Source organism: Streptomyces sp. NBC_00414 (genome assembly GCF_036038375.1).
Classification (GTDB): Bacteria; Actinomycetota; Actinomycetes; order Streptomycetales; family Streptomycetaceae; genus Streptomyces.
This window is the reverse complement of sequence record NZ_CP107935.1, coordinates 9635304-9658533: the sequence shown is the minus strand read 5'-3', so window position 1 is coordinate 9658533 and position 23230 is coordinate 9635304. Positions and strand designations below refer to the sequence as shown.

General features: G+C 70.8%; 18 protein-coding genes and 2 pseudogenes. 12 read left to right on the top strand and 8 right to left on the bottom strand.

Annotation, left to right across the window (positions count from 1 at the left end):
* Window positions 1-77: 77 nt before the first annotated feature.
* The 4 genes from OHS59_RS41410 to OHS59_RS41395 all read right to left on the bottom strand — a co-directional run bounded on the left by OHS59_RS41410 (window position 78) and on the right by OHS59_RS41395 (window position 3760).
* A complete protein-coding gene (locus OHS59_RS41410; RefSeq protein ID WP_328498475.1) occupies window positions 78-728 on the bottom strand; it encodes a DUF4360 domain-containing protein in 651 nt (216 codons plus the stop codon).
* 395 nt (window positions 729-1123) lie between these two features.
* Window positions 1124-1657 carry a GNAT family N-acetyltransferase gene (locus OHS59_RS41405; protein ID WP_328498474.1) on the bottom strand — a complete coding sequence of 178 codons (534 nt, stop codon included), beginning with the start codon at window positions 1655-1657 and terminating at the stop codon, window positions 1124-1126.
* Window positions 1658-1887: 230 nt separating this feature from the next.
* Entirely contained in the window at window positions 1888-2697 is an 810-nt protein-coding gene (locus OHS59_RS41400) for an SRPBCC family protein (RefSeq protein ID WP_328498473.1), read from the bottom strand.
* 103 nt (window positions 2698-2800) lie between these two features.
* Window positions 2801-3760 (bottom strand): LysR family transcriptional regulator, encoded by a 960-nt coding sequence (locus tag OHS59_RS41395; RefSeq protein ID WP_328498472.1) that lies wholly within the window; start codon window positions 3758-3760, stop codon window positions 2801-2803.
* 175 nt (window positions 3761-3935) lie between these two features.
* On the opposite strand from OHS59_RS41395, the gene OHS59_RS41390 reads away from it, so the two are divergent.
* The 6 genes from OHS59_RS41390 to OHS59_RS41365 are packed head-to-tail and all read left to right on the top strand — an operon-like array spanning window position 3936 to window position 10887.
* Window positions 3936-4823 (top strand): FAD binding domain-containing protein, encoded by an 888-nt coding sequence (locus tag OHS59_RS41390; protein ID WP_328498471.1) that lies wholly within the window; start codon window positions 3936-3938, stop codon window positions 4821-4823.
* A 5-nt stretch (window positions 4824-4828) separates the two neighbouring features.
* A complete protein-coding gene (locus OHS59_RS41385) occupies window positions 4829-5347 on the top strand; it encodes a (2Fe-2S)-binding protein (RefSeq protein ID WP_328498470.1) in 519 nt (172 codons plus the stop codon).
* On the top strand, window positions 5344-7737 hold the full coding sequence (locus OHS59_RS41380; RefSeq protein WP_328498469.1) for an aerobic carbon-monoxide dehydrogenase large subunit: 2394 nt from the start codon (window positions 5344-5346) through the stop codon (window positions 7735-7737). Before OHS59_RS41385 ends, OHS59_RS41380 begins: the two co-directional genes overlap by 4 nt.
* Window positions 7734-8732 carry an XdhC family protein gene (locus OHS59_RS41375; RefSeq protein ID WP_328498468.1) on the top strand — a complete coding sequence of 333 codons (999 nt, stop codon included), beginning with the start codon at window positions 7734-7736 and terminating at the stop codon, window positions 8730-8732. The genes OHS59_RS41380 and OHS59_RS41375 overlap by 4 nt, the downstream gene beginning before the upstream one ends.
* A complete protein-coding gene (locus tag OHS59_RS41370; protein ID WP_328498467.1) occupies window positions 8729-9628 on the top strand; it encodes an AAA family ATPase in 900 nt (299 codons plus the stop codon). The genes OHS59_RS41375 and OHS59_RS41370 overlap by 4 nt, the downstream gene beginning before the upstream one ends.
* Window positions 9625-10887 carry a vWA domain-containing protein gene (locus OHS59_RS41365; protein WP_328498466.1) on the top strand — a complete coding sequence of 421 codons (1263 nt, stop codon included), beginning with the start codon at window positions 9625-9627 and terminating at the stop codon, window positions 10885-10887. Before OHS59_RS41370 ends, OHS59_RS41365 begins: the two co-directional genes overlap by 4 nt.
* Before the next feature lie 36 nt (window positions 10888-10923).
* On the opposite strand, the pseudogene OHS59_RS41360 reads toward OHS59_RS41365, so the two are convergent.
* Window positions 10924-11739: pseudogene (locus tag OHS59_RS41360) on the bottom strand (SAM-dependent methyltransferase).
* A gap of 185 nt (window positions 11740-11924) precedes the next feature.
* Between OHS59_RS41360 and OHS59_RS41355 the strand changes: the two are divergent.
* Window positions 11925-12944 carry an alpha/beta hydrolase family protein gene (locus OHS59_RS41355; protein ID WP_328498465.1) on the top strand — a complete coding sequence of 340 codons (1020 nt, stop codon included), beginning with the start codon at window positions 11925-11927 and terminating at the stop codon, window positions 12942-12944.
* A gap of 344 nt (window positions 12945-13288) precedes the next feature.
* On the top strand, window positions 13289-14686 hold the full coding sequence (locus OHS59_RS41350; protein ID WP_443061679.1) for a hypothetical protein: 1398 nt from the start codon (window positions 13289-13291) through the stop codon (window positions 14684-14686).
* Between the two features lie 69 nt (window positions 14687-14755).
* Here the strand turns inward: OHS59_RS41350 and OHS59_RS41345 are convergent, their stop codons facing one another.
* On the bottom strand, window positions 14756-17011 hold the full coding sequence (locus OHS59_RS41345) for an MMPL family transporter (RefSeq protein WP_328498464.1): 2256 nt from the start codon (window positions 17009-17011) through the stop codon (window positions 14756-14758).
* A gap of 119 nt (window positions 17012-17130) precedes the next feature.
* Here OHS59_RS41345 and OHS59_RS41340 point away from each other — a divergent pair.
* A pseudogene (locus OHS59_RS41340) lies at window positions 17131-17202 on the top strand (hypothetical protein); the annotation flags it as partial.
* A 220-nt stretch (window positions 17203-17422) separates the two neighbouring features.
* Here the strand turns inward: OHS59_RS41340 and OHS59_RS41335 are convergent.
* Both OHS59_RS41335 and OHS59_RS41330 read right to left on the bottom strand, forming a co-directional pair.
* Window positions 17423-18217, bottom strand: a complete 795-nt coding sequence (locus OHS59_RS41335) for an aminotransferase class IV (protein WP_328498463.1) — start codon at window positions 18215-18217, stop codon at window positions 17423-17425.
* Window positions 18218-18552: 335 nt separating this feature from the next.
* The gene (locus tag OHS59_RS41330) at window positions 18553-19542 is read right to left on the bottom strand and encodes a LacI family DNA-binding transcriptional regulator (protein ID WP_328498462.1); all 990 of its coding nucleotides are present in this window, start codon (window positions 19540-19542) and stop codon (window positions 18553-18555) included.
* Between the two features lie 286 nt (window positions 19543-19828).
* On the opposite strand from OHS59_RS41330, the gene OHS59_RS41325 reads away from it, so the two are divergent.
* The 3 genes from OHS59_RS41325 to OHS59_RS41315 all read left to right on the top strand — a co-directional run bounded on the left by OHS59_RS41325 (window position 19829) and on the right by OHS59_RS41315 (window position 23151).
* A complete protein-coding gene (locus tag OHS59_RS41325; protein WP_328498461.1) occupies window positions 19829-20755 on the top strand; it encodes a carbohydrate ABC transporter permease in 927 nt (308 codons plus the stop codon).
* Window positions 20756-20761: 6 nt separating this feature from the next.
* Window positions 20762-21736, top strand: coding sequence for a carbohydrate ABC transporter permease (locus tag OHS59_RS41320; RefSeq protein WP_443061588.1), 975 nt, complete (start codon window positions 20762-20764; stop codon window positions 21734-21736).
* A gap of 74 nt (window positions 21737-21810) precedes the next feature.
* Window positions 21811-23151, top strand: a complete 1341-nt coding sequence (locus tag OHS59_RS41315; RefSeq protein ID WP_328498460.1) for an ABC transporter substrate-binding protein — start codon at window positions 21811-21813, stop codon at window positions 23149-23151.
* Window positions 23152-23230 lie beyond the last annotated feature (79 nt).

The following is a 23230-nucleotide window of genomic DNA, read 5'->3' as shown; positions in this document are numbered from 1 at the left end:
CGCCCCGGACCGGCCCGGTGGTACGCCCTTGGCCGGCTCCCGGTGCGGAGGAGTCGGCCAAGGGGACCCGGTCCGGGTCAGGAGCTGGGGCACTCCTTCCATGCCAGGTGGTAGATGGTGCTGAGTTCACCGTCGGTCGAGTCCATGGTCATGAAGCTGGTGCTGCTGGGAGCGGACGTGCCCGCGTTCACACGGATCTCGGTGTTGATGTTGAAGTTCCGCTGGACACCGCAGGGCGCCCAGACCAGTTGGGCCCACTCCGTGGTGTCCGTGGCCTGCCAGTTGTCGTCGTAGGGGCCTCTGAAGGGATGGGTGATGGAGGCCGTGTTCGACGAGCCCTGGAAGTAGTACGAGGCCTTCTCGGTGCTGGTCGCCCCCGCCTTGAGAGAGGCGAAGCCGCGGTAGTCCGCGCTGGCGATGGCGTACGTGAAGCCCCCTGGCACGGCGACGACCAGGTTGAGCTGGCAGTTCTTGCGGAACGCGGTGGGATCGGAGTTGCCTCCGACCTGGGCGAGATAGTCGCTGTAGGTCACCGTGAAGGCGGTGTTGTCCGGGGACACGGCGACGGCGGCGGTGCCCTGCGGACAGCCGGAGCCGTTCACCGTGGCGACATTGATGACGATCTTGTCCGGGGGCGGGTCGACGATCACGCCCGACGGGTTGTGCGCGGGGAGTGCGGTGGCGAACAGCGCGGCGATCGCGCCACTCAGGAGCAGCCCACCAGTCATGGTGTTCCAATCCGTTGCGTCGGTGTTCCGGCGGCGGGGAACGTGTCCCGCCGCGAAATGGGGGGTGCGGGCCTCCGCGTGCACGGAGAGCCGTCGCGGACCTGGTGCTTTGGATCAGACATGGAGCCGCGGGCGCACAGACAGTCATGCACATGTCAAACAATCAACTACGCGCACACCGTCCGCACGCCTACCGGGACCCGACCCTGTGAAGGAGCCATGAAGGCGCTGTGAAGGCCGGGAGCGATCGCATCGTACGTACCCCGACCCGGACGAGCCAGGTCGAACTCCAGCCATTTGTGCACCCTGCGACGGCGGGCGTGGCGCGGACGCGTTCCGGTCCACGGCATCGGCCGTCGGCGGGGCAGCCGCCGGCCGTGCGCGCACCCCACCGGTCAGACCTCGAACTCCGTCAGGTCGATCGAGTAGAGCCGCAGGTCGTGTCCGTGCACCGGGTCCTGCGCGGCGCCCTCCATCTTCATGCCGAGCTTGTCCAGCACGTTCGCGGACGCGCTGTCACCCGGCCGGGGCGCGGCGACGACCCGGTCGATACCGCGGTCCTGGAGGGCGAACTCAAGCGCGGCGTGAGCGGCCTCCGACGCGTATCCCTGTCCCCAGTAGACCCGTCCCAGCCGCCAGCCGATGGCGATCCGGTCCGCGATCTCGGGCGGGGAATCGGCGACGTACAGGCCGACCGCTCCGGCGAGTTCTCCCGAGCCGAGGAGTTCGACGGCGAAGATCCCGAAACCCTCCTCGTCCCACTCCTCCTCCCACGCCTCGATGTCCTCCGCGGTCTCCTCCAGGGAGCGCGGGCGGCCGTCGCCGATCCATTGCATGACCGTCGGGTCGGCGTGGATCTCGGACATGGGCACGAGGTCGTCGTCCCGCCAGCGGCGCAGCAGGAGGCGGGGGGTACGGATGTCGTTCATGCCCCCATCCTGTCGATACCGGGCGTGAGTACGAAATCCGCGGGGCCGCGAGCCGTGGGCCGCACGTGTGTCCGGCGGCACGCGGCGACCGCCGCCGACCCGCCAGCCGACGGCGGGGCGCACGCCACCGTCGCCTCCGACCGTGCGTCCCGCGCCCCGCGCCCCGCGCCCCGCGAGGGACCCGCGGGACGCCCTGGCTGTCCGGGGGCCCGGTGGCCGGGCCGGGCGTTCTAGCGCGCGAGCCACACCACCAGGGCGATGACGATCACGGCCAGAACCAGCACCGCCGGCAGGGCGCGCTTGAGGACGGCGCCCCGGGCGACGCTCATCAGGTCCAGGGGCTGTGGCTCGGCCGGGGCGGGTGCGGGGCCGACGCCGTTCGACCCGGCGGTGGGCCCAGCCACCGGGGCCGCCGGGGCAGGCTCCTTCGCGGCTGCGGTCGCGGCGGCGGGGGCGTTCTCCTCCGGGCCGTCCGCGGTGGCGGCGGCCGGCACCGTGGTTCCCGGCCCGGTGGCCGGTCCGCCCGCCGGGCCGGCGTCCGGCACCACGGCGGGACCGGCGCTCGGCACGGACTGCGAGCCGGCGTCCCGGCGCCTCTCCGCGGCGAGCCGGCCCTCCAGGTTGTCGACGAACTGGGCGAGCAGCCGCCCGCTGATCTCCTCGATCATCCCCTTGCCGAACTGCGCGACCCGGCCCGTGATGGTGAGCCGGGTGTCCACCGTCACCCGCGTTCCGTCGCCGTCCGGGACGAGCCGGGCGGTGACCCAGGCATCGGCGTTGCCCTGGCCGCGGGTGTCACGGCCCCGCGCGTGCAGCACCGCCGTACGCCCCGCCTCGTCCTTCTCCTCGAAGGAGACGACCCCCTTGTACTGGACGGTCATGGGGCCGACCTTGACCTTCACGACGCCGTTGTAGGCATTCCCGTCCACGCCGGTGAGCTGGGCACCCGGCATGCAGGGAGCGATCCGCTCCACGTCGGTCAGTACGTCCCAGGCCTCGCCGGGCGGCAGGTTCACTCGGAACTCGTTGGTGAAGTCCATGACGGACACACGATGGGCTCCGCCCGCCGGGGCGTCAACGTGCTCTTCAGCCTTTGCTTAAGACGCCCGGCAGGAGCTGCTCAAGAGGCCCGGCGGGAGGACGTCAGCTCCAGATCGTGACGTGGACAGGCGGACGGAACTCGTTCATGGGAACCCCGTTGGAGCGGGTCAGCACCGCCTGCGTCGCGGCCGGTGTCGTCACGAAGCGGCACAGCGCGGTGGCCGTCGTCGACCGCCGTTCACCGGTGAGCGCGCTCGCGTACAGGATCCCGCCCAGCCGGGCGCCCGCGACGTCGAGCCGGACCAGTGCCCCGCGCCGCAGGTCGTCGCGCACGACGTGCAGGAAGGCCACGGACAGGCCGGCCCCGGCGGCCACCGCGTTGAGCGAGGCCGTGACGCTCGGGAACGCCTTGGCGTCGGTGGCCTCGACACCGATGTGGGCGAGGAAGGCGCCGGACAGGGTGTCCGGATCGAGCCCGGCGGGGCCGAGCAGCCATGGTTCCTGGGCCAGTTGGGCGGGGACCAGCCGTTGCCGGTTTCGCAGCGGATGGTCCGGTGCGGCGACGACGGCCAGCTGGAAGCGCAGGAACGGTATCGACTCGACGGCCGGTCCCGGATGCGGGGCCGGACCGATCGTGACATCGGCACGGCGGTCGCGGAGCAGGTCGCCGAAGACGGCCACCGGTACGGCGAGGCTCTCTACGTCCAGATCGGGCTGCCTGCGCCCGAAGGCCGTGAGCAGCGCGGGCAGCACCTGCTCGACGCCGGCCTCGGTGGACGCCACGCGCAGGTGGGCGGTGCCGGAACTCGCCTGGCGGACCCGGTGCCGGGTCTCCTCGGCGAGTCCGACGATCTCGGCGGCCCCCGCGGCCAGCCGGCTGCCGCCCGGGGTGAGGCTGATCCCGCCGGCGGCCCGGATGAAGAGCACGTCGCCCAGTTCGCGGCGGAGCGCGGCGACCGCTCCGGAGACGGCCGCCTCGGTGACACCGAGGGACTGGGCGGCGCCCTTCACGGAGCCCAGGCGGGCCACTGTGACGAACGCGCGCAGCTGAGTCAGCGTCATGTCCGTCATTACAACGGCTGTTCGGCCGGTAGGACCCCTTCCGGTACCAGGTGTCTTAAGCATTCGCTTGAGTCGCCGTTGACCGGCACATACGCCCGCGCAATTGTTCCCCCCGGACCTCTGGGGCCCGGGACCCCCGGACACCGGCCCGGTCCTCGACGGGAGGGAGCGTGCCGTGCAGGTACCCGCTTCGTTCGACTACCGGCGCGCGGCGAGCGTGGACGAGGCGCTGGAGCTACTGCGGCGCTACGGCGAGGAGGCCCGGGTCGTGGCCGGCGGTCACAGCCTGCTGCCGATGATGAAACTGCGCCTCGCCGGGCCCGAACTCCTCGTCGACATCAACGACCTGCACGAACTGGACCACATCGAGAGGGTCGGCGAGGAGCTGCACATCGGCGCCCTCACCCGGCACCGCACCCTCCTGGAATCGTCGCTGGTCGGCCGCCACTTCCCCATCGTCCATGACGCGGAGAGGGTGATCGCCGACCCGCCGGTCCGCAACCGGGGCACGATCGGCGGCTCCCTGTGCCAGGCGGACCCGTCGGAGGACCTGTCCGCGGTGTGCGGGGCACTGCACGCCCGCGTCGTGATCCGCGGCGAGAGCGGCGAACGGGTCGTGCCCATGGCCGACTTCCACCAGGGCCCGTACGAGACCGCGGTGGGCGTCGGCGAGATGCTGGTCCAGATACGGATCCCGGTCCTGCCGGGGGCGGGGAGCGCGTACGAGAAGGTCGAGCGGAAGGCCGGTGACTGGGCCGTCGCCGCCGCGGGGGTCGCACTGACCCTGCGCGAGGGGCGGATCGCCGACGCGGGCGTGGGCCTGGCGGCGGTGGGCGCCGGTGCGCTGAACCTCGACGCGGTCCAGGAGCTGCTGAACGGCGGCGAGCCGGCCGAGTCGTTGTACGAGGAGGCCGGCCGGCTGGCCTCCGCGAGCTGTTCGCCGGTCACCGACGGCCGGGGCAGCGCCGAGTACAAGCGGCACCTGGCCGGCGAACTCACCAGGCGGGCCCTGCGGCGAGCCGTCGCACGGGCCGCCGGGGCCACCACGGCAAGGGAGGCGTGAGGCGTATGCGGATCACCGTCAAGGTCAACGGCGAGGACCGGACCCGGGAGGTCGAGCCCCGCCATCTGCTGGTGCGCTTCCTCCGTGACGACCTGGGGCTGACGGGCACGCACTGGGGCTGCGACACCAGCAACTGCGGCACCTGTGTGGTGCTGATGGACGGCGAGCCGGTGAAGAGCTGCACGGTCCTGGCGGCGATGGCGGCCGGTCATGAGATCCGTACGGTCGAGGACCTGGCGGACGGCGACCGGCTCGACCCCGTGCAGCGGGGTTTCATCGAGCAGCACGGCCTGCAGTGCGGGTTCTGCACGCCGGGCATGATGCTGACCGGCCGGGCGCTCCTGGACCGCAACCCGGATCCGTCCGACCAGGAGATCCGTGAGGCGATCTCGGGCCAGCTGTGCCGGTGCACCGGCTATCTGAACATCGTCAGGTCCATCCAGTGGGCGGCCAGGGAAGAGGCCGCGGCCACCCCCGAGGGCACGGCCACCGCTCCGGCCACGACCACGGGGAGCCGGACATGACCACCGTCGACGAACCCCCGGTGCCGCCGCGGCAACAGGAGAACGGGCACGAGCGGCCCATCGGCTTCGGCCGGATGAAGCGCAAGGAGGACCCCCGCTTCGTACGCGGCAAGGGCCGCTACGTCGATGACATCCAGCTGCCCGGCATGCTGCACGGGGCGGTCCTGCGCAGCCCGTTCGCGCACGCCCGCATCCTGTCCGTCGACACGTCCGCCGCCGAGGCGCACCCCAAGGTCAAGGCGGTGATCACCGGCGAGACGCTGGCCGGGCTCGGGCTCGACTGGATGCCGACGCTGTCGATGGACACGCAGGCCGTGCTCGCCACCGACAAGGTCCGCTTCCAGGGCCAGGAGGTCGCGTTCGTCGTCGCCGAGGACCACTACGCGGCACGCGACGCGATCGAACTGATCGACGTCGACTACGAGCCGCTGGACCCGGTGGTCAACGCCCGGCACGCCCTGGACCCCGACGCGCCCGTCATCCGGGACGACCTGGAAGGACGTACGGACAACCACGTCTTCGACTGGGAGGCGGGCGACAGCGCGGCCACCGACGAGGTGTTCGCGCGGGCCGACGTCGTCGTCGAGCAGACCATGCTCTATCCGAGGGTCCACCCGGCCCCGCTGGAGACCTGCGGAGCGGTCGCCTCGATGGATCCGGTCGACGGCAAACTGACCCTCTACTCCACCACCCAGGCACCGCACGCCCACCGGACCCTCTACGCGATGGTGGCCGGCATCCCCGAGCACAAGATCCGGGTCGTGGCCCCGGACATCGGCGGCGGTTTCGGCAACAAGGTCGGCATCTATCCGGGGTACGTCTGTGCGATCGTCGGGTCGATCGTCACCGGGCGGCCCGTGAAGTGGATGGAGGACCGCTCCGAGAACCTGATGAGCACGTCCTTCGCCCGCGACTACCACATGGCCGGCGAGATCGCGGCGACCCGGGACGGAAGGATCCTGGGCGTGCGGGTCAAGGTCCTCGCCGACCACGGCGCCTTCAACTCCACGGCGCAGCCCACCAAGTACCCGGCCGGCTTCTTCCACATCTTCACCGGCTCGTACGACATCGAGGCCGCGCACTGCAAGGTCACGGGCGTCTACACCAACAAGGCACCCGGCGGGGTCGCGTACGCCTGCTCCTTCCGGGTCACCGAGGCGGTCTATCTCATCGAGCGCCTGGTGGACTGCCTGGCCGACGAACTGGGCGCGGATCCGGCCGAGTTGAGGATGCGCAACCTGCTGCGCCCGGAGCAGTTCCCCTACGAGAACAAGACCGGCTGGACGTACGACTCCGGCGACTACCCCGCCTGTCTGCGCAAGGCCATGGACCTCGCGGGCTACGAGGAACTGCGCAAGGAGCAGAGCGAGAAGCGCGCCCGGGGCGAACTCATGGGCATCGGGCTCTCGTTCTTCACCGAGACGGTCGGCGCCGGGCCGCGCAAGCACATGGACATCCTCGGTCTCGGCATGGCGGACGGCTGTGAACTGCGCGTCCATCCGACCGGCAAGGCGGTCGTCCGGCTGAGCGTGCAGACCCAGGGGCAGGGCCACGAGACGACGTTCGCGCAGATCGTCGCCGAGGAACTGGGCATCCCGCCCGAGGACATCGACGTCGTGCACGGCGACACCGACCGGACACCGTTCGGGCTCGGCACGTACGGCAGCCGCTCCACACCCGTGTCGGGGGCCGCGGCGGCCGTGGTGGCGCGCAAGGTGCGGGACAAGGCGCGGATCATCGCGGGCGCGATGCTGGAGGTCGCCCCGGACGATCTCGAATGGACGAAGGGCCGCTGGTCGGTCAAGGGCGACCCGGCGATGACGAAAACGATCCAGGAGATCGCGCTCGCGGCACACGGCTCACTGGAGCTGCCGGACGGCATCGAGGGCCACCTGGAGGCGACGACCGTCTACAACCCGCCCAGCATGACGTACCCGTTCGGCGCGTACGTCTGTGTGGTCGACGTCGATCCCGGCACGGGCTCGGTCAAGGTGCGGCGGTTCGTCGCGGTGGACGACTGCGGGACCCGTATCAACCCGATGATCATCGAGGGGCAGGTGCACGGCGGTCTCGCCGACGGCATCGGGATGGCGCTGATGGAGATCATCGGCTTCGACGAGGACGGCAACTGTCTCTCCGGGTCCTTCATGGACTACCTGCTGCCGACCGCGCTGGAAGTACCCGCCTGGGAGCTGGACCACACCGTCACACCGTCCCCGCACCATCCGTTCGGGGCGAAGGGCATCGGCGAGTCCGCGACCGTCGGTTCACCGCCGGCCGTCGTCAACGCGGTCCTCGACGCCATCGGCGCACGCCACGCCGACATGCCGCTGACCCCGAGCCGGGTGTGGCAGGCGCTGCAGGGCGGCGAGGTGGAGGCACCGCAATGAGTCCCGTCGCACCACCGCCTCCCGGGATGCTGGAGGCCCGCATGGCCGAACTGACGGGACGTCATGTGCCGTTCGTGAAGGCCACCGTGGTACGCGCCCGCCGTCCGGCGAGCGCGCGCCCTGGCGACACCGCGCTGGTCCTCGCGGACGGCAGGATCGAGGGTTTCGTCGGAGGGGTCTGCGCGGAGGCCACCGTACGGGTCCAGGCGCTGCGGACCCTGCGCAGCGGCGAGTCCCTGCTGCTGCGCATCTCACCTGAGGAGACCGCGGACGGCACCGGGGAACCGGTCGTCGAGGAGGGCGCGGTCAGCGTCTCCAACCCCTGTCTGTCCGGCGGCGAGCTGGAGATCTTCCTGGAACCCCTGCGGCCCGCACCGCGCGTGCTGGTGTTCGGCGAGTCCCCCATCGCCCGCGCCGTGCTCGCCTTCGGACCGGTGCTCGGCTACGCGATCACGTCGGTGTCCGGTGCCGACGTGCTCGGCGCCGGGACTCTTGCCGGGACCCGGGCCGTGGTGATCGCCTCGCACGGCCGCGACGAGGAGCGGCTCCTGATCGCGGCGGTACGGGCCGGGGTGCCGTACATCGGGCTCGTCGCCAGTCCCCGGCGCGGGGCGGCGGTGCTGGCCGGGCTCGGTCCCGAACTCGACGAGGAGCAGCGGGCCCGCGTCCGCACCCCGGCGGGGCTGTGGATCGGAGCGCGTACTCCCGGTGAGATCGCGCTGTCGATCCTCGCGGAGGTCGTGCGGGCGGTGCGCTCGCCGGTACCGGGAGCGGACGACGCGGAAGGGGTGGAAGCGGCAGCCGTGGCCGTCCCGGTCACCGCCGTCGACCCGGTGTGCGGGATGGAGGTCGCCGCCGCGGAAGCCGGCACCCCGTATTCCGACGCGGGCGGCGGCCGGCAGTGGTTCTGCTGCGCCGCCTGCCGCGAGGCGTACGAGAAGGACCCCGCCCGTTACGCGCGGGCCGAGGCGGAGACAGGAGCCGGAACTTCGTGAGCGAGTACGTCGAGCGCTGCCTCCCGGGCGTCGGGAGTCTGCGCGCCGCGCTGGACGCGCTGGGCTATCTCGCCGACGACGGCCTGGTGACCGCCCTCTTCCTCGCGCTGCGACTCCCCCAGCCGCTGCTCCTTGAGGGCGAGGCCGGCGTCGGCAAGACCGAGGCGGCCAAGTCCGTGGCCGCCATCCTGGGCAGCCCGCTGATCAGACTGCAGTGCTACGACGGACTGGACGCGGCCGAGGCGCTGTACGAGTGGAACTATCCCCGCCAGCTGCTCGGCATCCGGCTCGCCGAGGCGCGGCACGAACAGATCGGCGAGGCCGACCTGTTCAGCGAGGCGTACCTGCTGCGCCGGCCCGTGCTCGCCGCGCTCAGCCATCCCGGCCCCGCGCCCGCCGTCCTGCTCATCGACGAGATCGACCGCGCCGACGACGACTTCGAGGCGTTCCTGCTGGAAGTGCTCGCGGAGGCCGCCGTCACCATTCCGGAGCTCGGGACCGTCCGGGCCAAGGTGCCGCCCGTCGTGCTGCTGACCTCCAACCGCACGCGGGATCTCCACGACGCGCTGAAACGCCGGTGCCTGTACCACTGGATCGACTATCCGGAGACCGAGCGGCTCGTCGGGATCGTACGCCGCCGGGTCCCCGGGACGTCACATGAGCTGGCGGTCTCGGTCGCGGCGGCCGTACGGCGGCTGCGGGCGCTGGAGCTGCAGAAGGCACCGGGCATCGCCGAGACCATCGACTGGCTCTCCGCGCTGAAGCTGCTCGACGTGGACGTCCTGGACGCGGGGGTCGCCGGGAGCACCCTCGGTTCGCTGCTGAAGTACCGGGAGGACCAGGACTCGGTGCGCGAACGCGGTCTGGACTGGCTGGTCGCGGGCCGTCGGCCATGACCGCGGTGGAGGTTCCGCTCTTCGACCGGGCCGAGTTCGGGGTCCGGCTGGGCGCGGAACTGCGCCGTGCCGGGGTGGCGGTGACACCGGAGCGGTCGGTGCGGTTCCTGGAGGCGCTGCGTCTGCTGCCGCCGGTGGACCGTACGGCGCTGTACTGGACGGCCCGGGTGGCCTTCGTGACGGGGCGCGAACAGGTCGGTGCGTTCGACCGGGTCTTCGACACGGTCTTCGGAGGCCTTCCGCGTTCCGTGTCGCTCTTCGTGCGGCAGGATCGCGGGCGGCCGGTGCCGGGGGCGGGGGCCGAGCCGGATCCCGTGACCGGGCGGGCTTCGGTGCCGCCCGGCGCCGGTCCGGACGCCGGCGCCGCACCGCTGCCGAGCGGTGCGCTCGACGCCGTGCCGGACCGAGACTCCGACCGCACGCGGAAGGCGGGCCGGGACCGGCGGACCGAGGCGCTGCCCAGCGTGGGCAGCGCGGCCGAGGTTCTCGGGCACAAGGACTTCGCCGCTCTCGACGCGGGTGAACTGGCCGAAGTCGACCGGCTGCTCGCCCTGTTGGTGCTGCGGACGCCGTTGCGCCGCGGTCGCCGGCAGGAGACCGGTCGGCGCGGGCGCCGCGTCGACCTGCGCCGTACCCTCCGGGCCGGACAGCGCACGGGTGGCGAGGCGATGACGCTGGCCCGCAGCCGCGACCGGTTGCGGCGGCGGCAGTTGGTGCTGCTGTGCGACGTCTCCCGCTCCATGGAACCGTACACACGCGCCTACCTGCGGCTCTTTCCGCGCGCCGCGGCCGGGGGCACGGCCGAGGCGTTCGTCTTCGCCACCCGGCTCACCCGGCTCACGCCGGTGCTGCGGCACACCGGGCCGTCCGGGGTGGACGCCGCGCTCCACCGGGTGGGCGCCGCAGCGTCCGACTGGTCGGGCGGCACCCGGATCGGCCACGCGCTGGCCGAGTTCAACAACCGGTACGGCCGCCGGGGCATGGCGCGCGGGGCGGTGGTGGTGGTCTTCTCCGACGGGTGGGAGGGCGAGGATCCCGGCGCGGTCGGGCGTGAGATGTCCCGCCTCGCGCGGCTCGCCCATCGGATCGTCTGGGTCAACCCGCGCAGGGCGGCGCCCGGTTACGTCCCGCGCACCGGCGGTATGGCCGCCGCCCTCCCCCACTGCGACGCCTTCGTGAGCGGGCACAGCCTCATGGCCCTCACCGAGGTGATCGAGGCGATCGGGGACGACGGCAGCCGACGGGCCGGCCGGCGGTGAGCCCGTTCCCGTGGTTCACGTCTCACTGCTCACGGATCACGGTTTGCGTGCGACGCCGCACAGAGCGATCACGTCCCCGGAGGAGCGGGTGCCCTCGGGGCCGGGCCGCCAGTCGTTGAGGGGAACGACACCCGGATCGAGCAGCTCCAACCCCTTAAAGAATCAGGCCAGTTGCTGCGGGCTGCGCAGGTGGTACGGCGCCGCCCCGCTCTCGTTGTAGAGGCGGGTGGCCTCGGCGTTGGCCTTGTTGGTGTCCACGCTGTCGTTGAACGCGAGGTAGCTGCCGGAAGGGAGCGCCGCCATCAACGCGTCGACGATGCCGCGTGCTTCGTCGTAGTCGTCCATGTGCCCGCTGACCTGCATCAGTGTCAGCGCGACCGGCCGCGTGAGGTCCAGTGTTCTCGACGCCTCACGCAGGACCGTCTCGGGGTCGTGCAGATCGGCGTCCACGTAGTCCGTGACCCCCTCGGGGGTGCTGGTCAGCAGTACCCGGGCGTGGATCAGGACCAGGGGGTCGTTGTCCACGTAGACGACACGGGCCTCGGGTGCCACGCCCTGGGCGATCTCGTGGGTGTTGTCGACCGTCGGCAGCCCGGTGCCGATGTCGAGGAACTGCCGGATTCCGGCCTCGCCCGCCAGATGGCGCACGGCGCGGCCGAGGAAGGCCCGCGAGTCGCGGGCGAGATCGGTGATGCCGGGGAAGACCTCGCGGAACGCGTCGCCCGCCGCGTGGTCGACGGGGTAGTTGTCCTTGCCGCCGAGCCAGTAGTTCCAGATCCGGGCCGAATGCGGCACCTTCGAATCGATCTTCGTCAACGCCGCTTCGTCGGGGGCGGACGAGTCCTGCGTCACCGGCAACCTGCTTGGGGGGAGCCATCGTCGGCCAGGGAGTGCAACGAATACAACCTAGGGCCATCGAGCCTCGCAGCACCGGCGCTACCTCGTATCACCGGCGGGATCGGGGCTCGGTACGACTGCTTTCCGCCCGTCCCCGTCATGCCCCGCCCCATCACGCCCTCCCGGGGGATACTGGCCCCATGCGGTCACGGAGCTGGACCTGCGCCGCCGCCGGCCTCGTGCTGGTGGCCGCGGTCGGCTGCGCCGGGGACGACCGCGAGGATCCGCCGACGCCGACCCGCGCCACCGGCAGTGCGCCGAGCAGGACCCCCACACCCGCCCCGGCGCCGGCCGACCCCGTGTCGATCCCGGGCCTGATCGAGCGCGACCACCGCGGCTCGGACCTTCGGCTCGGCGACGTCCTCACCCGTACGGACGCCTACACCCGGTACGCCGTGACGTACGAGGCGGACGGGCTGACCATCTCGGGAATCATGAACATCCCCCGGGGCAAGGGGCCCTTCCCCGCCCTGGTGCTGGCGCACGGCTACATCGACCCCGCCGTCTACACCACGGGCCGCGGGCTGGCGCGTGAGCAGGATCTGCTGGCCCGCAACGGCTATGTGGTCCTGCACACCGACTACCGCAACCACGCGGGCTCCGACGACGACCCCGACAACGACGTGAACCTGCGCCTCGGCTACACCGAGGACACCATCGGCGCCGTGCTGGCGCTGCGCGGGTCGGGGCGCCCGGAGATCGACGGCGACCGGATCGGCCTGCTGGGCAGGTCGATGGGCGGTGGCGTCGTCTACAACACGCTGGTGGTGGCGCCCGGTCTGGTCGACGCCGCGGTGGTCTTCGCCCCGGTCAGCTCGCGACCGGACCAGAACATCGACCACTTCCAGCGCGGCGGGGGTGACCCGACCGTCGCGAAGATCGACGCCGCGCACGGTACGCCCGAGGAGAACCCGAAGTTCTGGCGGGAAGCCGCCCCCGTCACCTACGTGGACCGGGCGACCGAGCCGCTGCTGATCCACCACGGCACCGCCGACGACACCTGCCCCCTCGCCTGGTCGGAGCGGACCACCGCGGCGTTCGAGGCGGCGGGCAAGGACGTCGAACTCGTGAAGTGGAAGGGCGAGGGGCACACGTTCGGACCGCGGTGGCCGGCCTCGATGGACAGGACGATGGCGTTCTTCGAACAGCATCTGCGCTGACCGACGCGGTCCCCGGGTCCGCTCCGGGGCCGACCCCACGTCTGGCCCCGAGTCCGCCCCCGGGTCCGCGGTCGCCGCCCGGTGGGCTCCCGGGCGAACTCAATGAACGTAATGATCAAGCCATGGGTTTTCGCCGTGCCGCTCCTTAGCATCGGCCCCGTCGCGCAACGGTGCGCCGGCGAGAAGAGGGAGAACACGCCATGGACAGGACGAGGCCGAGTACGTCGGGGGTCCACGACGGGCCCGGTTCCCAGGGACCCGGTCCCCACGGATCCGGTCCCGACGGGTCCGGTTCCCACGGGTCCGGTTTTCTTCGGCGGCGCCGGGCGGCGGTGGCCGCCGGCATCGCGGGAATCCTCCTCGGCACACTCTCCGGTCCCTCTTCCGCCTCTGCCACCGTGGCGCCGGCCCCGGGTGCACCGGCAACCGCGCAGTGCCCTGCGAACCTCGTGGGTAAGGCCGACTGCTACACCGGCCGGGCCGCGGACGGCGCCTACTACGCGATCGCCGTCCCGAAGGACTGGAACAGATCCCTCGTCGTGCACGCGCACGGAGGCCCCGACCTCGGTGCGGAGTCCGACCCGGAGCGCAGCACCGGTGACCTGGAACGCTGGTCGGTGATGGTGGACGAGGGCTACGCGTGGGCCGGGTCGTCGTACCGTCGTGGCGGTTACGGGACCCGGATGGCGGCCGCCGACACGGAGGACCTGCGCCGCCTTTTCGTCAAGGAGTTCGGCAAGCCGAAGCGGACGTACGTGCACGGTCAGTCCTGGGGCGGCGATGTCGCCGCGAAGGTCGTGGAGACCTACGGCGCCGGGAAGCACGGCCCGTACGACGGGGCGCTGCTCACCAACGGTGTCCTCGGTGGTGGGTCGCGCGGCTACGACTACCGCGTGGACCTGCGCGTGGTCTACCAGTACTACTGCCAGAACCACCCTCGTCCCACCGAGGCCCAGTACCCGCTGTGGGAGGGTCTGCGGGCGGGCTCGACCATGACGTCCGCCGGGCTCGGCGCGCGTCTGCAGGAGTGCACGGGATTCGAGTCGACGCCGCAGGAGCGGACGGCGCTGCAGCAGCGCAATCTGGACGACATCCTCGCGGTCACGGGGGTACCCGAGCGCACCCTGGAGTCGCATCTGCGGTTCGCGACGTTCACCTTCCGCGACATCGTGCACAACCGGCTCGGCGGGCGCAATCCGTTCAGCAACCTGGGCGTGCGCTACTCCGGTTCCCATGACGACAAGGCGCTCAACGCGGGCGTCGAGCGCTTCTCCGCCGACCCCACCGCGGTGCGCGACCTCTCGTACGACAGCGACCTGACGGGGAAGGTCTCGATCCCGGTGCTCACGCTCCACGCGATCGACGACCCGACGGCGTTCGTCGAGCACGAGTCGGCGTACCGGGACAGCCTTCGGGGCGCCGGCCGGGAGGGGCACCTCGTGCAGACCTTCTCCCGGGAGAGCGAGCACAGCGGGCTGAGCGACTCCGAGTACGCCAACTCGATCTCCGCGCTGGACTCCTGGGTGCGCACCGGCAGGAAGCCGACGCCGAAGTCGGTCGCGGCGTCCTGCCCCGCTTTCGACACCGACTACGGCACCGGCTGCTTCTACGACCCGGGCTTCCGACCCGGTTCGTACGCCTCTCAGGTCAATCCCCGTCCGGGCGGGCTGCGTTGGCCGGCCATGACGTCCGGCCAGGAGAAGTCCTGGAGCCGGATCGAGGGCGTCGGCATCGCGCCCTGAGCATCCCCGGCGCCCCCGGCGCCCCCAGGAACCTGCGTGTCCTGCGTGTCCGCACCGTGGTGCCCCCGGTCAGTCGTGATCGCCCTCCGGATCGACGTGAGGCATGATCCGGTCGAGCCATCCGGGGGTCCACCAGGCATGCCGGCCCAGCAGGGTCATGACCGCGGGGACGAGGAGCAGGCGTACGACGGTCGCGTCGATCAGCACGCTCACCGCCAGTCCGAGCCCGAGCATCTTGACGACGATGTTGTCGCTGACGATGAACGCGGCGAAGACGCTCACCATGATCAGGGCGGCACAGGTGATGACACGGGCGGTGATCTCCAGGGCGTGGGCGACGCTCGCCTTCGCGTCGCCGGTGTGCAGCCATGCCTCGTGGACCCTGGACAGCAGGAAGATCTCGTAGTCCATGCTGAGGCCGAAGATGATGGCGAACATCATCATCGGTACGTAGCTCTCGATGGGTACCTTGCCGTCCACGCCCAGGGCGGGGCCGCCCCAGCCCCATTGGAAGACGGCGACGACCACCCCGTACGAGGCGGCGATCGACAGGACGTTGAGGACCGCCGCCTTGAGCGCGACCAGCAGTCCGCGGAAGACCATCAGGATGATGAGGAAGGCCAGGGCGACGACGACCGCGATGATCAGCGGGAGGCGCTCCGCGACGATGTCGCGGAAGTCGACCTGGGCGGCCGTGGTCCCGGTGACATAGCCCTTGGCGTCGGTTCCGGAGACGGCCTGGGGCAGGGTCTCGTCGACCAGGCGGTTGGTGAGGTCGGTGGTGGCCGCGTTCTGCGGGGCCTGCTTCGAGTAGACGGTGGCGACCAGTACGTCGCCGTCCTTGGTGGGCGTGAGCGGGGTGGTCGCGGCGGCGCCGGGCACGTCAGTGAGGGACTTCTGCACCTGTGTCTGGAGCGCCGAGCGCTGGTCGGACGGCACCCCCGTCTGGTCGACGACGACGGTCAGTGGACCGTTGGAGCCGGGGCCGAAGGCCTGCGCCATGATGTCGTAGGCCCGCCGGTCCGTGAACGACTTCGGGTCCGCGCCGTCCCCGATGTGACCCAGCTGGATCGAGAGCAGCGGGATGGCCAGGACGAGGACGGTGACGGTCCCACCGGCCAGGAACCACCAGGGCCGCCGTTGCACGCGCTGGGCGTAGCGGTGCCAGGTGCCGTGGGCGGGGGCGCCCGGTTCCGCGTTCGTCCCGGCGTCCGTCTCCGCGACGGGGCGGCGTACCCGGTAGCGGTCGATGCGGTGGCCGATGAGTCCCAGCAGGGCGGGGACGAGCGTGAGCGCGCCGGCAACGGCGGAGACGACCGTCACGGCCGCGGCGACGCCCAGTTTTCCGATGAACCCGACGCCGGAGACCGACAGCCCGGCCAGCGCGACGATGACCGTGCAGCCGGAGACGAGCACGGCCCGGCCGCTCGTGGCGGTGGCCCGGCCCGCCGCCCGCACCGGATCGGCGCCGTCCATGAGGTTCTGCCGGTGCCGGGTGATGAGGAAGAGCGCGTAGTCGATGCCGACGCCGAGCCCGATCATCGTGGCCAGCGTCGGTGACACCGTGGCGAAGGTGAAGGCCGCGGCCAGCAGTCCCAGGCAGGCCAGCCCTCCCAGGGCGCTGATCAGGGCGGTCAGCAGCGGGATGCCCGCCGCGAGGACGCTGCCGAAGCCGACGAGCAGGACGACGATCGCCACGCCGAAGCCGATCAGTTCGCTGACCCGGTCGTCGGGGGCGGGTCGGGCGAGTTCGCCGAGCGGTCCGCCGTACTCGACGTCGACGCCCGCGCCTCTCAGGGGCTTGACCGAGTTGTCCACCCCGTCGAGGTAGGAGTCGCCCAGCGTGGACGGCTGCACGTCGAAGCGGACGGTGATGTAGCCGGTTTTCGCGTCGCTGGAGAGCGGGCCCACGTTCGGCTGCTGCGACTGCCCCGAGGGCTGCTGGGAGCCCGGTGCCGTCAGCGGGTTCTGCGCGGCAAGTACGTGCGGCAGTTTCTGCAGGTCGGTGACCGTCTGGCTCATCTGCGAACTCGCGGAGGTCAGCGGCTGCTTGTCGTCGCGCAGCACGATCTGGCTGCTGTAGCCGCCCGCCGCCGGGTCGTGCTGTTTCAGGACGTCCTGCCCTTGCTGCGACTGGACACCGGGGAGGGAGAAGTCGTCCGAGTACTCCCCGCCGAACGACCGGTTCAGTACCTGCACGGCCGCGAGAACGACGAGCCAGGCCACGATGACGATCACGAAGTGCCGGGCACACCACTCCCCCAGCCTGCGCAGTTTCCCAGCTGCGCCCGGGCCCCCTCCTGAGCTGGACCCCGTCGGCGTCATGCGCACTCCCACGGCTGTATTCGTCTGACTCATCCATTGAACAACGTTCCGATCACGTCGTCCTGCGGAAGCGTGTCGAGCCGGAACTGCTGGAGCTGGGGCGGATTCGCGCATCGCAGATGAACGGCCGCGCTTTCCGTATCGGCATGCACACGAAATACGCCCGCACGCAGGGTGGGAGCGAGCGGCGTCTGTTCGCGCTCAACACCTGGTGGGAGACACCCTTCTTCGCCGCGCGCGAGCGTGCCGCCACCGTCATCCACGCGTACAACCGCATCGCGATCGCCGCCCGTAATATCCGATCCGGATATGTACGGGGAGAGGGGCAGAGGATAAAGGCAGGTATACGTAATTGCGCGCCGGGCCGACCCCGATTCGACCCGGCGCACATCCCGTCCTCACCGTATTCGGTCAGTCAGCCGGCAGGGCTTCCATGCGGCCGTCCAGCCATTCCCGCCATTCCCTCGCGCGCGGCGCCGGACCCGCGTCCATCGGCCGCCCCTCCCAGCTCACCACCGGCCGAATTCCGTGCAAGGCGTTCACCAGCCAGACCTCTCTGTCCGCCAGCTGGTCCAGGGTTCGCTCGCGGTGGGCCAGCTGGATCCCGCTGCGCAGAGCGTGCTCCTGGACAAGGGCCGTGGTGACGCCGGCCAGGATCGGCAGCTGCGGCGGGGGCAGGCACAGGACGTCGTCCTCCCACCACAGCACGCTGGAAGCAGCCGCCTCCAGCACCAGACCGGACGGGGCGATCAGTACCGCCTCCTCCGCGCCCTGTCCGGCGGCCCGCTGCCGGACGCGGGCCAGGGTGTCCAGGTCGGGTCCCTTGCGGCGCGGCACGGTGCGCGGGTCGGGCTGGCCCGCCGCCCACACCCGTACGTCCGGGGAGAGGGGCGGGGCATGCCTCAGGAGCAGTCTCAGCTGGAGGGAGCCGGCCACCAGCTCGACGCGCGGGAACCAGGATCCCGTACGGGGCAGCGCGGCGATCATGTCCCGCCAGAACTCGGTGAGTTGTTGGAGAGAGGGTCCTCCGCAGTCGCCGCAGGCCCGCAGGAAACGCTCCCGGTGCCGGTCGAGGCCGCGCACCTCCCCGTCCCTGAGCAGCCAGGAGTCCGCGACCAGCAGCTGCGTGTCGGCCGCGAGACCCGCGATCAGTCCGTGGCTGGGCACCCACGCCAACAGTCCTTCTGCGGTTGCCGGTTGTGTCATCAAAGAATCTCTCCTCTCAGTACACCCGTCAGTACGTCCGCCGACGCGTCTGGATTCATCCGCGGCGCGTCCGCGTGATCAGTACGTCCGGCCGGCACCCGCCGGTGAGCCGTGTCCGGACCCGTGGGGAGCATGCTCCAGCCAGGCATGCCCGGCTGCCGCGGCCGGGCCGAGGACCGCGCCACAAGAGCCGGGTCCACCCGCCGGGAGACGGATCCGCCAGGAGACGGGTGTCATCTGCGCCGGGCGTCGCCACGGGCACCGGGTCCCACGGACCGCGGGCGCCATGGACGCCGGGCCCGCAAACGCCCGGCCCCGCCGACCCCCGCCGTGGTCTACCGCGACCGCGGCGCCGCCGTGCTGTCCCGCACCACGAGCCGCGTCGGTACGAGTGTCGTGCCGTGCTCCGGGGTGTCCTGGCCCATCTGCCGCAGCACGCCCTCGACGCACCGTCGCCCCACCTCGGCGAAGTCCTGGTGGACGGTGGTCAGCGGGGGCAGGAAGGAGCCCGCCTCCGGGATGTCGTCGAAGCCGATGACACTGATGTCCTCGGGCACGTACCGGCCCCGCTCGTGCAGCGCCCGCAGCAGACCTAGCGCCATCTGGTCGTTCGCGGCGAACACCGCGGTGCAGTCCCGCTGTTCGGCCAGTTCGAGACCGGCCCGGTAGCCGGACTCGGCCGACCAGTCGCCGCGTACCAGCGGGGGCGCCGTGCGGCCCGCGCCGGTGAGCTCGGCGCGCCAGGCGTCGGCGCGGCGCTGCGCCGCGAAGGACTCCTCGGGGCCCGCCAGGTGCCAGACCGTCTCGTGGCCGAGGCCGAGCAGATACCGTACGGCGTCGCGGCTGCCGCCCGCCTGGTCGGTGTCGACCACGGTGTACTGGTCACCGGCGTCCGAGTCGGCCACCACGACCTTGATGTGGGGCGGCAGCGAGAGGGTCACCGCGTCGAGGAGGTGGACCTCCAGGATGACGATGACGGCGTCGACGGCCAGTTCACCCAGCCGGGAGAACGCGCCGCGCACCTCGTCCTGGGTGGGCACGGCGACGGGCAGCAGCGTCACGGCGTAGCCCTCGTGCGCCGCGGAGGTCGCGATGGCCTCCAGGGTGCGGACGTTGCCGGTGGTGGAAAGGCCGAAAGTGATCACACCTATGGTGCGGAACTCGCCACGCTTGAGCGCGCGGGCGGCGCTGTTGGGCCGGTAGCCCAGCTCGCGCATGGCTTCCAGCACCTGCTGCCGGGTCTCCTCGTTCACACCCGCGTAACCGTTGGAGACACGCGAGACGGTCTGCGAGGAGACGCCCGCCAGCCGGGCGACATCCGCCATGGAGGCGCTCTGCGTCCGCCGCGAGGCCCTTCTCCTGCTGGGCCCCGCCGCCTGTGGCCTGCTCGCCGAGGCGCTGTCCGCTGTGTCCACCCGACTCCCTCGTCGTGCCGAACCGTAGTTTCCTCAAATGACCCTTGACCACCGTCAACGGGGCAGTGTAGACATGCCGCCATCAGATGTTTACGTAAACATAACAGGCGGCGAGCTCTTCCGGGCCTTCGTGTTTACGCAAACATCATCGGCGCAGGACGCCGGGTTTTCGCGAGAGGGACGAGCGAGGAACGACATGACGACGCTACAACCGCCGGCGGGCGCCAAGCCGCGCAAGGCCCCACCTCCGGCACAGGGGGACCGCCGCTCCTGGACGGGGTGGGGTTTCATCGGTCCCTTCGTGGCCGTGTTCGCCCTCGTCTTCCTGGCCCCGATCGCGTACTCGATCTATCTCAGCCTGTTCCGGGACCAGTTGATCGGCGGCACCCAGTTCGTCGGCTTCGACAACTACCAACAGGCCCTGCAGGACGACCGGTTCTGGGACTCGCTCGCACGGGTCTCGCTCTTCCTGGCCGTCCAGGTGCCGATCATGCTGTTCATCGGCCTGCTGATCGCCCTCGCGCTGGACAGCGGCCGGCTCTACGGCACGGACTTCTTCCGCATCACGATCTTCCTGCCGTACGCCGTGCCCGCCGTGGTCGCCACCCTGATGTGGGGCTTCATGTACGGCACCAAGTACGGGCTGGTCGGTGACATCAACGACGCGTTCGGCGTCACGCTGCCCGACCCGCTCTCCAGCGACCTGGTGCTGGCCTCGATCGGCAACATCGTGACCTGGGAGTTCATCGGCTACAACATGCTGATCTTCTACTCCGCGCTGAAGGTCATCCCGAACTCGCTCTACGAGGCCGCGGAGATCGACGGCGCCGGACAGATCCGGGTCATCACCGCCATCAAGCTCCCCGCGATCCGGGGCGCCCTGGTCATCGCGACGATCTTCTCGATCATCGGCAGCTTCCAGCTCTTCAACGAGCCGAGCATCCTGCGGCCGCTGGCGCGCAACGCCATCACGACCGACTTCACCCCGAACTTCTACACGTACTCGCTGTCCTTCAACGGCCAGCAGCACAACTACTCCGCGGCGGTCGCCATCATCATGGGGCTGATCACCATGGTCATCGCCTATGTCGTGCAGCTTCGCGGCATGCGCAAGGGAGCGTGACCACCAATGAGCAGCATGAGCGGCACGAGCAGCACAAGCGGTTCGGCCACCTCCGCCTCCCCGTCCGCGTCCGTCCCGGCCACCGGTACGGCCAAGAGTGTGCCCCGGCTGCGCAAGCGCCGTGAGCACTCCGCGGGACGCCCGAAGCGCAGCGTCCTGCTGACCGTGCTCACCGGCCTGATCCTGGTCTACACCGTGGTGCCCCTGCTGTGGCTGGTGATCAGCGCGACCAAGACCCAGGAAGGGCTCGCCGACTCGTCCGGACTGTGGTTCGCCGACGACTTCGCCCTCTGGGACAACATCCGCGACACGTTCACGTACCACGACGGCATCTTCGTCCGCTGGCTGCTGAACACCCTGCTGTACGTCGGGCTCGGGGCCGGCGGCGCCACCTTCCTGGCGATCCTGGGCGGGTACGCGCTGGCCAAGTTCGACTTCCCGGGCAAGCGCGGGGTGTTCGCCGTGGTCATCGGTGCCGTCGCCGTCCCGGGCACCGCCCTGGCGGTGCCGACCTTCCTGATGTTCAGCAAGATGGGACTGACCGACACCCCGTGGGCGGTCATCATCCCCTCGCTCGTCTCGCCCTTCGGCCTGTACCTGATGTGGGTCTTCGCCTCCGAGGCCATCCCCGTCGAGCTGCTGGAAGCGGCGCGCATCGACGGAGCGGGCGAGGCACGCACCTTCTTCACCGTCGCCCTGCCGCTGCTCGCCCCGGGCATCGTGACCGTCCTGCTGTTCACCACGGTCGCGACCTGGAACAACTACTTCCTGCCGCTGATCATGCTCAAGGACCCGGACTGGTACCCGCTGACCCTGGGCCTGGACGCCTGGAACAACCAGGCCCAGACGATCGGCGGTGACGTGATCTTCAACCTGGTGATCACCGGTTCGCTGCTCACCATCGTGCCGCTGATCGCCGCGTTCCTGCTGCTGCAGAAGTACTGGCAGTCCGGTCTCGCCGCCGGAAGCGTCAAGGAATGACGCGCCCACAGGCCCCCCTCAGCCCCACCTCCACCCTCACCCTGTCCCGCCCACGAAGAAGTGGAAGCACCTCCATGCGCAGAACGACCAGCCGCCTGATGCGCGGCCTCGCCGTCCTCTCCGTCCTCGCCCTGGGCGCGACCGCCTGCGGCGGCTCCGACGACGACAGCTCCGACACGAAGGCCGTCTCCGCCGGAGACATCCAGGCGGCCCTGAAGAAGGGCGGCTCGGTCACGGTCTGGGCCTGGGAGCCCACGCTGAAGACGGTCGCCGCCGACTTCCAGAAGAAGTACCCCAAGGTCAAGATCAACCTCGTCGCCGAGCGGTCGGGCGACAAGCACTACACCGCGCTGTCGAACGCCATCTCGGCCGAGAAGGGCGTCCCCGACGTCGCGCAGGTCGAGTACTTCGCGCTGGGTCAGTACGCCCTCACCAAGGGCCTGAGCGACCTGGCCCCGTACGGCGCCGACAAGCTCAAGTCCAAGTACACCCCCGGCCCGTGGAACGCGGTGAGCCAGGGCGGTGACAAGGTCTACGGCCTGCCGATGGACTCCGGCCCCATGGCGCTCTACTACAACAAGAAGGTCTTCGACAAGTACAAGATCGCCGTCCCGACCACCTGGGACGAGTACGTCGAGGCGGCCCGCAAGCTGCACAAGGCCGACCCGAAGGTCTACATCGCCAACGACGCCGGCGACGCGGGCTTCACCACCAGCATGCTGTGGCAGGCCGGTTCGCGTCCCTACAAGGTCGACGGCACCAAGGTCAGCGTCGACTTCTCCGACGCGGGCGCCAAGAAGTACACGGACACCTGGCAGAAGCTGATCGACGAGAAGCTCGTCGCGCCGATCAACGGCTGGACGGACGACTGGTACAAGGGCCTGGGCGACGGCACCATCGCCACCCTCGCCAGCGGTGCCTGGATGCCCGCCAACTTCGTCACCGGCGTCCCGAACGCCGCCGGTGACTGGCGCGCGGCGCCCATGCCGGCCTGGACCAAGGGCGACAAGGCGAGCGCGGAGAACGGCGGCAGCTCGCTGACCCTGCCCGCGCTGGGCAAGAACAAGGAACTCGCCTACGCCTTCGTCGAGTACGCCAACTCCGGCGCCGGTGTGCAGAGCCGCGTCAAGGAGGGCGCCTTCCCGGCGACCAACGCGGAACTCCAGTCGTCCTCGTTCCTCGACACCGAGTTCGAGTACTTCGGCGGCCAGAAGGCCAACAAGATCTTCGCGGACTCCGCCGCCAACGTCGCCGACGACTGGTCGTACCTGCCCTTCCAGCAGTACGCCAACTCGATCTTCAACGACACCGTCGGCAAGGCCTACGTGGGCAACACCAAGCTCTCCGACGGCCTGAAGTCCTGGCAGGACGCCTCCGTCAAGTACGGCAAGGAGCAGGGCTTCACCGTCGAGTAGACGAGCCCTGTGCCCCGACGCCTCCCCCAGGTCCTGCCGTCCCGTCCCGCCCGCTCGGGACGGGACGGCAGGACCCCTG